This window comes from Pseudoalteromonas sp. B62, assembly GCF_037162565.1.
GTDB lineage: Bacteria > Pseudomonadota > Gammaproteobacteria > Enterobacterales > Alteromonadaceae > Pseudoalteromonas > Pseudoalteromonas fuliginea.
This window is the reverse complement of sequence record NZ_JARLVB010000001.1, coordinates 542479-556080: the sequence shown is the minus strand read 5'-3', so window position 1 is coordinate 556080 and position 13602 is coordinate 542479. Positions and strand designations below refer to the sequence as shown.

Sequence of the window (13602 nt, the reverse complement as noted above, 5' to 3'; positions counted from 1 at the left end):
TAATGTTAAATTTAAAATGCAAACGATTGCATTGGTGGCTATTCTAAACTAAACTCAAACCTCACTGATATAAACACACACTGTGTATGCACTTGTTATAGGCATACAATAAAGGTCGTTATAGCGTTTAAATAACGCTTTAAAGCGAGGGTAATTATGAGTAAAACAAAAGTCACACTGGCAATTGCAGCAAGTTACTTTATTTTCGCTATTTTGTTAAATAGCGTGGGCACCGTTATTTTGCAGGCAATAAATACCCTTGGGGTAAGTAAAACAGAAGCTTCAGTGCTTGAGGGGTTTAAAGATTTATCCATTGCGATAATGTCATTTGTAGTGGCTTCGTTTATTCCTCGCCTAGGCTATAAACTGGCCATGCTTGGGGCACTTACTGTTGTTGCCCTTGCTTGTGTAAGTACGGCTTTAATTAGTGACTTTTATGCGTTTAAAATTTTATTTGCCGCCATTGGTTGTGGCTTTGCTGTGGTTAAAGTGTCGGTTTACTCTATTATCGGCCAAGTGACAGATGATGCAAATAGCCACTCTTCATTGTTAAACACCATTGAAGGCATTTTCATGGTTGGTGTGTTAAGTGGCTATTGGATTTTTACTGCTTTTATAGATCCAAACGATTCAACCGCGTGGCTCAACGTTTATTACTTACTGGCAGCGCTAACCCTAATTGTTATAGCGAGCGTAATTGCTGCGCCTATAAAGCCCGCCATTATAAGTAAAACTAAACGCTCCGGTTGGTTCGATTTTATCGCCATGCTTAAGCTAACATATCAACCGTTGGTACTCATATTTATAATTAGCGCTTTTTTATACGTATTAATTGAGCAGGGCGTAGGTACTTGGCTACCCACATTCAATAATGAAGTTTTAAAACTCCCTGTGGCTATTAGTATCCAGCTGGCCAGTATTTTTGCTGCGGCACTTGCATTTGGGCGCTTAGTGGCAGGGCAAGTACTTAAACACATTCACTGGTTTGTTGTATTGAGCAGTTGTTTAATTGCGATGGCTGGCCTCATACTTATTACCCTACCGCTTACTGAGAATGTTACTGAAAATACAGTAATTAGTTTATTTGATGCACCACTTGCTGCATTTATTTTACCGTTAATTGGTTTTTTCATGGCGCCTATTTATCCGGTACTTAACTCAGTTATGCTCAGCGCTCTTGAAAAACATCGCCATGCAGCTATGACTGGTTTAATTGTAGTTTTTTCAGCACTTGGTGGCACAACAGGCTCAATAATAACTGGTTATGTGTTTGAGCACTTTAGTGGCCAGCATGCGTTTTACCTTTCTTTGGTTCCCATTAGTTTGATTTTTATTAGCGTGATTTTTTTCAAAAAGCGAACCGACGCTATCTCACAACACGCAACGACAGCTTAACAGTAAGGAAAGTTATGAGTTTTTTTGACAGCCAATTATTTAAAGATGTTCAAATGCAGCATGTATTTAGCGACTGTAAAACATTCGCAGATGCAATTGCGCGTGTTAATTGGCAAAGTGCATGTAAAAGCTATGAACAATTAGCGCCTTTAACTAATACGCAGCTTAGTGAGTTTGTAAACGCACACTTTATTACTTCCCCAGTGCTAGCAATGGGCACTGAGGCTGATACGTCATCGGTTAAACATTATATAGACTCGTTATGGAATGGCCTTAGAAGAGAGGCTGATACCCCAAAGCAAGATTCATTACTAGCACTAAAGCACAGCTATATTGTGCCTGGCGGGCGCTTTCAAGAGATTTACTATTGGGATAGTTATTTTACAGCATTGGGTTTAATCGATGCAGATAAAGGTGATGTAGTTGAAGATATGCTACTTAACTTTGTCGATTTAATTAACGATTATGGTTGTATTCCAAATGGTAACCGTCACTATTATTTATCACGCTCGCAGCCACCTGTTTTAGCACTCATGGTCGAATTATTATGGGAACATACGCATAGTAAATCACTCAATACGCAATGGCTTGCTATGTGTGTTGCAGCACTTGAAAAAGAATATATATTTTGGATGCAAGGCGCTCAGTTGCTTTCGACTCATGTATTGAGCTCAAAGCGGGTAGTAAGAATGCCTTGTGGTGGTATTTTAAATCGTTATTGGGACGATGTAAGTGAGCCAAGAGCAGAGTCATTGCGTGAAGATTTAGCGCTAGCGGAAGGGTTGGCGAAGGAGAAAAAATCTGATTTTTATCGTAATATTCGCGCCGCATGTGAGTCGGGTTGGGACTTTAGTTCTCGTTGGCTTGGTGAATCTAATTTACTAAGCTCTATTCAAACAACTGATATTGTTCCTATAGATTTAAACTGCCTTATGTATAACTTAGAGAATCAGTTAAGCAAATTCTTTCAATTGCTCGGCAATAGTGAACAAGCAGAGCATTACCAATTACTTGCTAGCAATCGCAAGGCGCTTATTAATGCTTACCTTTGGAATGAAGCAACCGGTTTTTTTGTTGATTATAACTGCCGTACAACGACTCAATCTCCAATACTTAGTGCAGCGGCAACTACTGCTTTATTTGTTAATTTAGCCAGTAATGAGCAAGCAACTAAGGTAGCTACAAGATTAGCCAATGAATTTTTAAAAGAGGGTGGCATTGTTACAACTATTACTCAAACGGCTCAGCAGTGGGATAGTCCAAATGGTTGGGCTCCACTACAATGGTTTGCGGTAAAAGGGCTTAATAACTACGGTATAACACAATTGAGTACACATATAATGCAAAATTGGGTAAATATGGTTGAGCAAAACTTTGCAGCAAATAGGTGCTTACTCGAAAAATACAATGTGTGCACACCAGCGGTTTTAGCCGGTGGTGGTGAATATCAAGTACAGCAGGGTTTTGGTTGGACTAATGGTGTAACGGCAAGATTTTATACGTTATTAAATAATCCAGAGTTTTAAATAATTGGGTTACTTATAATTTTTTAATACCATTATCGGATTGTATGTTACCTATAACTTAGGTAATGTTGCATAAACGTTTCATGGATGAAATTTATGTCACATAAAAATCGCGTATTTGTAAGAACAACTTTTCAGTCATCTTTCCACTCTCATAGTTACACCGCTATATTAAGAACACTACAAGCGCTGTTTACCGATATAAAAATGGATGACACAGTACCTCAGCTAGAAGAACGATCGCACTATGATTTGTTTTTGATTGATGGCACTAAAAATAATTGGCAAGACCTTATTCCCACCGATTTAATTTGCTTAGCGAAGCACTGTAACGTTGTTGTCTTTAATGTTGAGCGAGAAACGGTATGTGAAAAGAACTTACTTCTCAATCATTTCAATGGCGTATTTTATAAATCGGATCCTCCAGAAGTTATTTTTAAAGGATTAGTTAAAATAAATGCTGGTGAACTCTGGTTTGCACGAAAAATTATTTCAATCGCATTCAATGATATTTTGGCTGTAGCATCATCATTTAACAGTTTGTACGATGGTATAGAAATAAAAAAAGATGATTATGATCATTTAACTAAACGAGAAAAATCGGTTATTTATCTCATAGCGCAAGGTGCCAGTAATAATGCTATTGCCGATAAACTTAATATAAGTGACCACACAGTAAAAACCCATTTATACAGTGCGTTTAAAAAAACTAGTTCGCGTAATCGAGTAGAGCTAGCTAATTGGGCGCAACGTTATATTTCTGTTTTACTGCCAATGGCTAAATAACCTTTTCAGGATTAAATTTTTGTATAAATAAGGCGACTTAAAAGTAGCCTTATTTATCTTAATTATTAACTTACTTTTTTGGCCCATAACCCTTTATCAATGCCCTTTGTTATTAGGTCTGTAAGTGCTTTTTCTATTGCTTGGGTAACACAAATACTCATAGGTTCGTTATCACTAAAGCCAGCTTCTGCTTCAGCTAATCGTTTGTAACTTACGTACCTAAAAAATCCGGCACGCATTTCTTGGCTCAGTACTTTTTTGCTGGTTGCTACCGATAGTAATACTTGCCCTGTTCGTACATCAACAGCACGTAAGTATATTGAAATAGCATCTTCACGGTAAAGCTCTGATGCGCCTATTCCAAAGTATTCCATACCTAAACCACCTGTTTTTACATTGGTGTCGTAGCTAATAATACCGCCTTCTAAAATTATTTTGGCGGTTGTTAATGGGGGTAAATCTGGTTGATTTGGATTATCTGATTGAGCCGCCCGAATGATTTTTCGCTCTGTTAGTATATTTTGCAGACCCTCACGTTCAACCGGTGTAAACCAATCCGACTCATGTAAGGCTTGTATTAGTATTGAATTAGCCCCCTGAGTTACAGCGGTAGAAAATGAACTCACATTTGTTTGCGGTTTATATTGGCCTGTTTGATCTCTAAATGAATAAACTGAAACAGGAATACTACCCATGGGTTTGGGTAGGTTTTTTAAATCAGAAAAAATTTCTGTTGGTTCTAAGCTCATTGCTTGCTGCTGCTGTGGTGGTATTAAATTTCCCAAACTTGCGCAGCCCGTTACGCTAAGAACTACAATTGTTATAAGTAGTTTATACATTATCCAAACCTCGGTACTTCAATGATCACCACGGTGTCATCAATTATATTTGTTATTCTTACGGTAATGCTATCTGTGGTACTGGTTATAACTTCTATTTGGTAATCGCCACTCATAAATATGGAATCTTGATTGAAAATACTGTCGTCTATGTTTTCACCAAACGCCATATCTGTTATTTCTCTTACCATTCGATTTAAGTAAGTGCGTTCTAAAGAATCTTGAAATTGCTCGGTGTAACTTTTTTCTATTACTGGCGCTTTATGTTTATTTTGAGCTTGTGCTTTGCTAAGTAGCATATTCGCATTGAGAGGATTACCGCCAAAGCTTGGGTTAATTGGGGTATAAATTATTTCAGTCGCGGCGGCTGAAAAGCTTAATGTTGTTATTATAAATATTATTATTCTCATTTTACCATCCATTTATGGCCATATCGGGAGACGACACTGCCATATTTTCACGAGCCATTGCATCAATTACGGTATACACGGCTTGTTCAACACGTTCATCTAATGGCTCTAACCTTCGGCCTAAGTATGTTGCATACACCAGTCTATTGTTCATTATTAAAGAAAGTTTAGTGCCTGCTTTTGGGATTACTGTTTCTTTAATTTCAATATTAAACCCTGTAGTTGAGGGTAAATCTCGCCAGTAATTTGAGAACTCGTAATAAAATTGATGACCAAAGCGACTAATGCTTCTATCGAGTAATAAACCGTCTATTTCCAACTCATCAGCTGCATAACCTGCAGTGCTAAAAGATAATGAAATTACGAATAAGAAACCAGCGAAGCTATTTTTTTATTGTTCATAATTAAAAGGGAGAGTTACTCTCCCCAACCTTTGCAATTACATTTGTGTAATTGTTGCCGTATTACCATCACCCATTTGAGTAACAGATACTGTACTGTTAAAGCCAATGACAGCGCCTTCAACAATATTATCGTTACCCAACTGAGTTACGCTAAATGATACGTTTTCACCGCCAACTAAAAAGGCTGATTGCTCTGTTCCGCCAACCCAGTTATTTTCACCTTGTTGTGAAATATCAATGCTGTGGTCATTGCCTTCAACCATTAAATCAATAACATTCATTTCGCCAGTTTGAGCAATATCAATTTGACTACCGTTACTGTCTAAAATGCCAGCAAGTGTTAGCATTGTTTCATTTAGAGCACCATCTTGAACAATATCAATATCGTTATCGTTTGAAGTAAGTGAAGTGTCTGGGTAGGATGACTCCACAACAGCGGTATTATCTTGGCCTGTTTGTGTTAGATTTATGTCGTTATCAGAGCCATTGAAGTTAACTAAATGTGCTGAGTTAAATTCACCTACCTGATCAATCGTAAATTCATTATCAGAACCTAACACGCCCATGTAAGCGTCATTGAACAAACCATTTTGATTACTTGTTAGCTCATTATTATCACCAATAAGTTCAGCGGTAGCAGTGTTGTATGTATCTACTTGAGTAATGGTTACTTCATTGTTTTGACCTTCAAATAACGCTGAGTCTGCGGTGTTGTTACTGCCTTCTTGGTCAATGTCTATTTCGTTATCATTACCCACAACCGCTGCAAATGTTACAGCATTTGTATTGCCATCTTGTTCAATGGAAAACTCGTTAGCGTCGCCAGAAATAGCACTGAGTGTTACCGCATTACGATCACCATCTTGCTCAATATCAAGCTCGTTGTCGTTACCTTGTAAAGAACTGACTTTAAAGGTGTTCCAGTAACCTGCTTGCTCTAAATCGAGTGTATTTTGATCGCCAGTGAGCATTGTTATTTCAGCTTCATGCCATTCACCCGTTTGCAGCGAAGTTATTTCGTTGCCATTACCTTGCATATCCATGTTGTAGAACCAATGACCGCCAGTGCCTTGTTCTACTTCAATCAAGTTGTCATCACCAGTTACTGTATTTATAGCTTCGTTATTGACCAAAACACCTTGGCCAACCTGTGTTACAAGTAAGAGGTTATTATTACCAGTAACTTCGGTTATTAATCCATTCGCAGTACCATCTTGAGCGTATGCTTGTGAGTTGCTATCACCAATTGTAGTTACTTCAGCATAGTTACCAAACTGTGCTTGGGTTACTTCTGTATCGTTATTATTGCCTGTTGTTGTGACAAGCATGGTATTGCTATCGCCATTTTGTATTAACAATGCCGTATTATTATTCAATGTTTGAGCAAGTGTCATTGAATTAGCTGTACTTGCAATAGATACCTTGGTGTTAAGTTCAGAGCTAGATACTGATTTATTACCTGTTTCAGCATATGAGGCAAAGCTAGTACTCATTGCAATTGCAACCGCGCAGCTTAGAATTGATTTGTTCAACTTCATTATTTTTCTCCTTGAAATGATAAAATCAAACACCTTAAATGTTATAGGTTTTAATAAGGTATTTGCTGTCTCAGCATGCCGTGCCGATATAATGTTTTGTGATCCGCTTTAGTTACTTATGTAAGTGAGTGAAGCGAAATATATGATTATTGAGTAAGAACGAGTCTTGTCATAAAGCTAACACTGACAAAGTTTAAGCTTAAATTCATAATCAAGTACTAACTGTATTCCTCAATATGAATTTCTTAAATCATCATTTTTTACCAATTTTTTTATTTTATATTTCAAATGGTTAAGCTTATAACCTTGCTTTTTTAGATTTTATTCGAAAAAAGCAGTAAAAAAACATGACCCTATATTGGGTAGAGATAAGTGTAATAAATTCATTATAATGACTGTATTAGGTGTTTTTTTTGCCAATTCTAGTTAAAAATAATGGTTTTTTGTTATTTTTAATCTTTATTACTTGTTTAATTTGGTGTTTGGTTGTTTGCTTATATCTTGCCATGTGATCCCTTGTACTTGAAGTAGTGAAAAACTTGCTTAGTGTTTCTAAGCCTTCCCTACTATGGATAGAACAATGAAAACAAAATTATCTATTATTACGCTCGCGCTACTACCTTGTTTAGCTTCTGCAAAGTTACCTGATGCAGGTGTACTGCAACAAGTTACTGCAAGTAGTGACTCTATAATTGTTAAATATAAAAAAATACAACGCCACAAATGCGTAAACAAGTACGCGCTATGGTTAAAGCTAAAATATCGGATTTAAATAATGATGAGGTTGATGATAACTTTACGTCATTATTTTCGGGCCGTTTAGCTAAGTTTAAAGTCTCTGGTATGAGTACCAAAGAAGCTATTGAGCGTTTGAAGTCAAATCAAGCTATTGAATATGTAGAGCCAGATTACCGAGTGAGTATTGCTACAAGCTCTCCTAATGATCCTCGTTTTGATGAACTATGGGGTTTAAATAATGAGGGCCAAACAGGTGGTGTTACAGATGCCGATATTGATGCACCTGAAGCGTGGGACATTTCTATCGGTAGCCGCGATGTTGTAGTGGGTGTTATTGATACAGGTGTTGATTATAGTCATCCCGATTTAGTTGATAACGCATGGGTTAATACGGGCGAAATTGCTGGTGATGGTATTGATAATGACGGCAATGGTTATATTGATGACATTCATGGTATTAACGCGATTACAGATGCTGGCGACCCAATGGATGACCAAGGACATGGTTCTCATGTGTCAGGCACAATCGGTGCAAGCGGTAACAATTCAACGGGTATTGTAGGTGTAAACCAAGAAGTATCTATTGTTGGTTGTAAGTTTTTAGATGCGGCTGGTAATGGCTCAACATCAGATGCAATTAAGTGTATTGACTATATGGTTAACCTTAAAAATTCAGGTGTTAATTTACGTGTTCTAAACAATAGTTGGGGTGGTGGTGGTTTTAGCCAAGCTTTAGCTGATGCAATTACAGTAAGTGAGCAAGCTGACATTTTATTTGTTGCCGCTGCCGGTAATGATGCAGTTGATAATGATGCAAACCCGCATTACCCATCAAGCTATGAACACGAGAGTGTTTTTTCTATTGCGAGCACTGATAGCAGCGATAATTTATCTGACTTCTCACAATGGGGTTTAACCAGTGTTGATATGGGGGCACCTGGTAGTGCTATTTTATCAACAGTCCCTGGTAACGGTTATGCTACTTACTCAGGGACTTCAATGGCAACACCTCATGTTGCAGGTGTTGCTGCACTTGTGTTGTCAATCAACCCAGATTTAACAACCACAGAACTTAAACAGTTATTGATGAGCAGTGGTGATGTAAATACTGCATTACAAGGTAAAACGGTTGCTGGCACTCGACTCAATGCAAACCAAGCATTACTTGATGCAGACCCAACCCCGAGTTTTATAATGTCTGTGACACCTGTATCACAGCAAAAAACAGTAGGCGAAACTGCATCGTATACATTTGAAATAGGTTCTATTGCACAGTGGGATGGTGAAGTAACACTTGATTTAACATCTAGTCTTGGTGGTGCATATTTATCTGCATTAACAGCACGTCCAGGCGAAACAGTACAGCTTAGTGTTGAGACCGATGAAAATACGCCATGGGGTGATTATGAGTTTACTGTTACAGCAACATCAGATGATATTGTTAAAGAAAAAACAGTAAGTTTAATGTTACAACCTGCTGGTTTAAATGACTTTACGTATAGTAATGAAGAAAATCTACCGATCCCTGATAACGATCCATTAGGCGTTAATTCGGTTATCACAGTTGCTGATGATTTAACTATTTTTGGTACTTCAGCAGATGTAAATATCATACATACGTGGTCTGGCGATTTAGTACTTACACTTATTTCACCGCAAGGCTCTGAAGTCACTCTACAAAGTAATCAAGGTGGTAGCGAAGACGATATTGTTAAAACGTTTACATCAAGTGTATTTAATGGCGAAGTAGGAACCGGTGATTGGACGTTAAATGTTGTCGATACGGCAGGTATAGATACAGGTAATATTAATAGTTGGTCACTTACGTTCAGTGCTATTGGTGAAGTAGGTGCACAACCACCTGTTGCTAGTTTCACTGTTGATACACAAGGGTTAACCGCTGCATTTGTAGACACAAGCAGTGATGCTAATAATGATATAACACAGTGGAGCTGGAACTTTGGTGATGGTGCAACATCAACTGACTCAAGACCAGTACATGCCTATGCCCAATCAGGTAGTTACGATGTAGAGTTAACGGTTACAGATAGTGAAGGTAATACTGATTCATTTACTCAAACGGTTGTTGTAAGTGACGTGACCCTTGAGCTGAACTTAAAACGCGCTAACAAAACACGTTTAGGTACGATGCGTGTAGAACTTAGCTGGGAAGAAGTGGGTGCAGAGTCATTAAGCGTTTACCGTAATGGCGAGTTAGTTGATACCGTTTCAGATAACGGTCGTTACCGTGATTACGTGCGTGGAGCTACGTTACCATCGTACGATTACCAATTATGTGTAACAGAAAATGTGTGTTCGAATATCATCACCGTTTCTTTTGAATAAACTTTACTACATCTAAAGTAATTTAAGCCCAGCAAAGCTGGGCTTTTTTATGTTTACGATGAGGGTAATAAGTAATTAGAGTTTATTTTGAATGGATTAGAGCGACGATTTTTTATACGGATGGGTTTTAAGCCAGTGCTCGGCTACTTGCTCACGCGTGGCAAACCAAACCTGATCATGCGATCGGGCATATTCTAAAAACCGTGCTAATGCTTTTATTCTTCCTGGTCTGCCAATTAAGCGGCAATGCAAACCTATCGACATCATTTTAGGGGCGTTTTCACCTTCTGGATCGCCTTCCTCGTATAGTGTATCGAATGCATCTTTTAAATAATTATAAAATTGATCGCCTGCGTTAAAACCCTGCACGGCGGCAAAGCGCATGTCGTTTACATCAAGCGTGTAGGGCACTATTAACTGTGGTTTACCTTCTTTAATACTGTAAAAAGGTAGGTCGTCGCTGTAATCGTCGGCATCATATAAAAAATTACCATTTTCAACTACAAGTGCTGCGGTATTTGGGCTAGTTCGGCCGGTATACCAGCCTTTGGGCTTTTTACCTGTGAGCTTTTTAATTACATCAATGGCTTGTTGCATATGCTCGCGCTCGGTTTGTTTATCTATATTTTGATAATTAATCCAGCGCAGGCCATGGCTTGCAATCTCGTGGCCCGCTTTAACAAAGGCTTTAGCTACATCGGGGTGGCGCTCAAGGGCCATCGCCACTGCAAAAATGGTGACCGGTATATCGTATTTTTTAAATAAACGCAGTAGCCTCCACACGCCCGCGCGTGAGCCATATTCGTAAATAGACTCCATGCTTATATGGCGGTCTTCAACATGCGGGGCAGTGACTATTTCTGATAAAAACGTTTCAGCGGCTGCATCACCATGCAGCACGCAGTTTTCGCCGCCTTCTTCGTAATTTAATACAACTTGCACGGCAATACGTGCTTTATTGGGCCAATTTGCATGGGGTACATCAGGGCCATAACCAATTAAATCGCGCGGGTAGTTTTTAAATTGCTCACTCATTTTATTGCTCCTTTTTAAGTGCTGTGAGCCAAGACCCGAGCGTTTCGCGCTCTGTGTCTGTCATCTTGGTCATATTAGCTAATGGCATGTCTTTGGTAATAACCGCGCGGGTATGAATAAGCGTGCTGGCCTTTTTTACATCACTAATAGAGTCGAGTTTAAAGCCAAGCGGTGCTGTTTGAAAAAGCTTTGATGTAGGTGTTTCGCTGTGGCACCCAGTACAGTGTTTACTGATTATATCCCACGCTTGTGCGTCGGTAATACTTGCTTGTAAAGGCGCGCTTTCGCCTGCATTTGTTGGTGTACTGGGCCAAGGTGCTATGGCGAGCATAAGGGCAAAAAAGGCGGCAATACCACTTACAAGTACCGAGGGTTTATTAATGCCTTGGTGCTTTAAGTTAAAGTAATGGCGTATCCACATACCAATACCAAACAGCACAATTAAAATAAGCCAGCCAAAGTTGTGGCTATACGTGTAAGGAAAGTGATTGCTAAGCATAATAAATACCACAGGTAACGTGGCGTAGTTATTATGAATAGAACACAGCTTTGCCTTTAAACCTGGCGCTGAATCAGGGATTATACCCGCTTCTACTTCACTCACCATATAGCGTTGGCCTGGCATAATAATATGATACACATTACCCACCATACACGTGCCAATAAGTGCACCTACATGAATATAAACAGCGCGGTCGCTAAATAATTGATCAACCCCAAAAGTCCACAGAGCTAATAAACCAATAACGACAGCAATAAACACTTTGCCGTTTTCAACCAGTGGGCTTTTACACAATAAACGATAAACACCATAGCCTAAGCCAATAAAACCAAGTGATGCGCCAATAGCGGCAAATTTACTTAGCTCACTTTTACTGTTATCAATTAAGTAAACATCGGCGCCAACATAATAAAGTAAGCTAAATAACAATATACCGGTGATCCACGTTGTGTAGGCTTCCCACTTAAACCAATGCAGGGTGTGAGGCATTTGTTCAGGGCCATTTTGATACTTAGCCACTTCGTAAAAGCCACCACCATGCACGGCCCATAAATCGCCTTTTATGCCTTTATCTATTTTCCACTGCGGTGGTGTTTGTAGGTTGTTATCAAGCCATGCAAAATAAAATGAAGCGCCAATCCATGCTATACCAGCAATAACATGAAAATAACGCAGTACTAAATGAGCAAGCTCAAATAAATAGTTTTCCATAACGGTTAAGCCTCTTCTAATACCGGTGAGCGGGTGTCTGAAAATTGATTGTTATCATCGCGCTTATACACACTTTTACCCATAATGTAGGTTTGCTCAACGCAGCGGTCGTCGCCTAACATCATCATTGCAAATAGTTTTTCATGCAGGGTTTTGGCATGTTGTATTCTAAATTTTAAAAATGAAGTTGCTGAACAATCCATCACAATAAAATCGGCCTCACAACCGGCTTCAAAATTACCAATTGTCCCTTCTAAATCAAGTGCTCTGGCACCGCCGAGAGTTGCTAAATACAGGCCTTTAAATGCTGAAAAACGTTGGCCTTGTAATTGCTGAATTTTGTACGCTTCGTTACCTGTTTGTAACATAGAAAAGCTTGTTCCTGCGCCTACATCGGTACCCATGCCTACGTTTATGCCATGCTCTTCACAGGCTTTTAAATTTAAAAGTCCTGATCCTAAAAATAGGTTTGAGGTAGGGCAGTGCGATATTGCCGCATTGTTATCTGCAAGGCAGCAAAGCTCGCGCTCAGATAAATGAATACTATGGGCAAATACTGAGCGTTTACGTACCATTTTTGCTTGCTCGTACACGCCTAAGTAATCATCAAACTCTGGGAATAACTCTTTTACCCATTCGCACTCGTCTTTGTTTTCAGATAAGTGTGTATGCAGGTAGGTGTCTGGGTATTCTTCAAGCAACTGAGTACATTTTTGAAGTTGCTCAGGGGTTGATGTAGGAGCAAAACGCGGTGTAACTGCGTAGCTTAACCTATCAACATTGTGCCATTTTTCGATGAGTGCTTTAGATTCGTCATAACTTGTTTGCGCGCAATCAGATAAGTCGTCTGGGCAGTTACGATCCATCATTACTTTACCGGCAATCATGCGTAAATTGCGTTTTTGTGATTCTTTAAAAAACGCATCAACCGATTGCGGATGCACTGTGCCAAATACAAGGGCAGTGGTTGTGCCATTGCGCAGCAGCTCGTCTAAAAAGCGGTTAGATATCTCTTTTGAATAATGCTTACACGTGAACTTTTTCTCTGTCGGAAACGCGTATTCGGTGAGCCAACTTAGCAGTTGCTCGCCGTACGCACCCACCATTTCGGTTTGTGGTAAGTGTATGTGGGTGTCAATCATACCAGGCATAACGAGTTTGCCATCGTGGCGGATAACACGCGCTGATTTATCAATTGCTGGCAGTATGTCTTGCTCGTAACCAAGTTTAACTACTTTGCCGTGCTTAATAACTAATGCGCCTTTTTCAAAAAAACGGTGAGCGTTTTCGCCAGCAATGGCAGGGTCGTCAACAAAGTCGAGTATATCGGCACAAACTACTGTTAAGTCATTATTGTTTTGTGTGCTCATAG

The 13602-nt window shown here is 39.2% G+C and carries 10 protein-coding genes and 1 pseudogene; 4 read left to right on the top strand and 7 right to left on the bottom strand.

Annotated features, from left to right (window positions below; translation table 11 throughout):
• The first annotated feature begins 156 nt into the window (after positions 1-156).
• The 3 genes from P4S71_RS02325 to P4S71_RS02315 all read left to right on the top strand — a co-directional run bounded on the left by P4S71_RS02325 (position 157) and on the right by P4S71_RS02315 (position 3707).
• Positions 157-1395, top strand: coding sequence for an MFS transporter (locus tag P4S71_RS02325; protein ID WP_033028472.1), 1239 nt, complete (start codon positions 157-159; stop codon positions 1393-1395).
• Between the two features lie 14 nt (positions 1396-1409).
• Positions 1410-2921 carry a trehalase family glycosidase gene (locus tag P4S71_RS02320; RefSeq protein WP_337149976.1) on the top strand — a complete coding sequence of 504 codons (1512 nt, stop codon included), beginning with the start codon at positions 1410-1412 and terminating at the stop codon, positions 2919-2921.
• Positions 2922-3017: 96 nt separating this feature from the next.
• Positions 3018-3707 carry a helix-turn-helix transcriptional regulator gene (locus P4S71_RS02315; protein WP_337149975.1) on the top strand — a complete coding sequence of 230 codons (690 nt, stop codon included), beginning with the start codon at positions 3018-3020 and terminating at the stop codon, positions 3705-3707.
• 65 nt (positions 3708-3772) lie between these two features.
• Here the strand turns inward: P4S71_RS02315 and P4S71_RS02310 are convergent, their stop codons facing one another.
• The 4 genes from P4S71_RS02310 to P4S71_RS02295 form a co-directional block, all read right to left on the bottom strand.
• Positions 3773-4546 (bottom strand): CsgG/HfaB family protein, encoded by a 774-nt coding sequence (locus tag P4S71_RS02310; protein ID WP_337149974.1) that lies wholly within the window; start codon positions 4544-4546, stop codon positions 3773-3775.
• Entirely contained in the window at positions 4546-4968 is a 423-nt protein-coding gene (locus tag P4S71_RS02305; RefSeq protein ID WP_033015061.1) for a curli assembly protein CsgF, read from the bottom strand. Before P4S71_RS02305 ends, P4S71_RS02310 begins: the two co-directional genes overlap by 1 nt.
• A complete protein-coding gene (locus P4S71_RS02300) occupies positions 4958-5317 on the bottom strand; it encodes a curli production assembly/transport protein CsgE (protein ID WP_337150166.1) in 360 nt (119 codons plus the stop codon). Before P4S71_RS02300 ends, P4S71_RS02305 begins: the two co-directional genes overlap by 11 nt.
• Positions 5318-5395: 78 nt before the next feature.
• Positions 5396-6898, bottom strand: coding sequence for a curlin (locus tag P4S71_RS02295; RefSeq protein WP_096794322.1), 1503 nt, complete (start codon positions 6896-6898; stop codon positions 5396-5398).
• Between the two features lie 580 nt (positions 6899-7478).
• On the opposite strand from P4S71_RS02295, the pseudogene P4S71_RS02290 reads away from it, so the two are divergent.
• Positions 7479-9982: pseudogene (locus P4S71_RS02290) on the top strand (S8 family serine peptidase).
• A gap of 96 nt (positions 9983-10078) precedes the next feature.
• Here P4S71_RS02290 and puuE read toward each other — a convergent pair.
• From puuE to guaD, 3 genes are read right to left on the bottom strand one after another with little or no spacing between them, the layout of a single operon-like run.
• The gene (gene puuE, locus P4S71_RS02285) at positions 10079-11017 is read right to left on the bottom strand and encodes an allantoinase PuuE (RefSeq protein WP_337149973.1); all 939 of its coding nucleotides are present in this window, start codon (positions 11015-11017) and stop codon (positions 10079-10081) included.
• Between the two features lies 1 nt (position 11018).
• Positions 11019-12230: a urate hydroxylase PuuD gene (locus P4S71_RS02280; RefSeq protein WP_337149972.1), complete on the bottom strand. Its 1212-nt coding sequence runs from the start codon at positions 12228-12230 to the stop codon at positions 11019-11021.
• Positions 12231-12235: 5 nt separating this feature from the next.
• Positions 12236-13600, bottom strand: coding sequence for a guanine deaminase (gene guaD / locus P4S71_RS02275; RefSeq protein WP_337149971.1), 1365 nt, complete (start codon positions 13598-13600; stop codon positions 12236-12238).
• Positions 13601-13602: the final 2 nt, after the last annotated feature.

What these genes read in the sequence shown, in the direction of transcription:
- P4S71_RS02325 (WP_033028472.1), top strand. Translation starts at nt 157, where the DNA reads ATGAGTAAAACAAAAGTCACACTGGCAATTGCAGCAAGTTACTTTATT.
- P4S71_RS02320 (WP_337149976.1), top strand. Translation starts at nt 1,410, where the DNA reads ATGAGTTTTTTTGACAGCCAATTATTTAAAGATGTTCAAATGCAGCAT.
- P4S71_RS02315 (WP_337149975.1), top strand. Translation starts at nt 3,018, where the DNA reads ATGTCACATAAAAATCGCGTATTTGTAAGAACAACTTTTCAGTCATCT.
- P4S71_RS02310 (WP_337149974.1), bottom strand. Translation starts at nt 4,546, where the DNA reads ATGTATAAACTACTTATAACAATTGTAGTTCTTAGCGTAACGGGCTGC.
- P4S71_RS02305 (WP_033015061.1), bottom strand. Translation starts at nt 4,968, where the DNA reads ATGGATGGTAAAATGAGAATAATAATATTTATAATAACAACATTAAGC.
- P4S71_RS02295 (WP_096794322.1), bottom strand. Translation starts at nt 6,898, where the DNA reads ATGAAGTTGAACAAATCAATTCTAAGCTGCGCGGTTGCAATTGCAATG.
- puuE (WP_337149973.1), bottom strand. Translation starts at nt 11,017, where the DNA reads ATGAGTGAGCAATTTAAAAACTACCCGCGCGATTTAATTGGTTATGGC.
- P4S71_RS02280 (WP_337149972.1), bottom strand. Translation starts at nt 12,230, where the DNA reads ATGGAAAACTATTTATTTGAGCTTGCTCATTTAGTACTGCGTTATTTT.
- guaD (WP_337149971.1), bottom strand. Translation starts at nt 13,600, where the DNA reads ATGAGCACACAAAACAATAATGACTTAACAGTAGTTTGTGCCGATATA.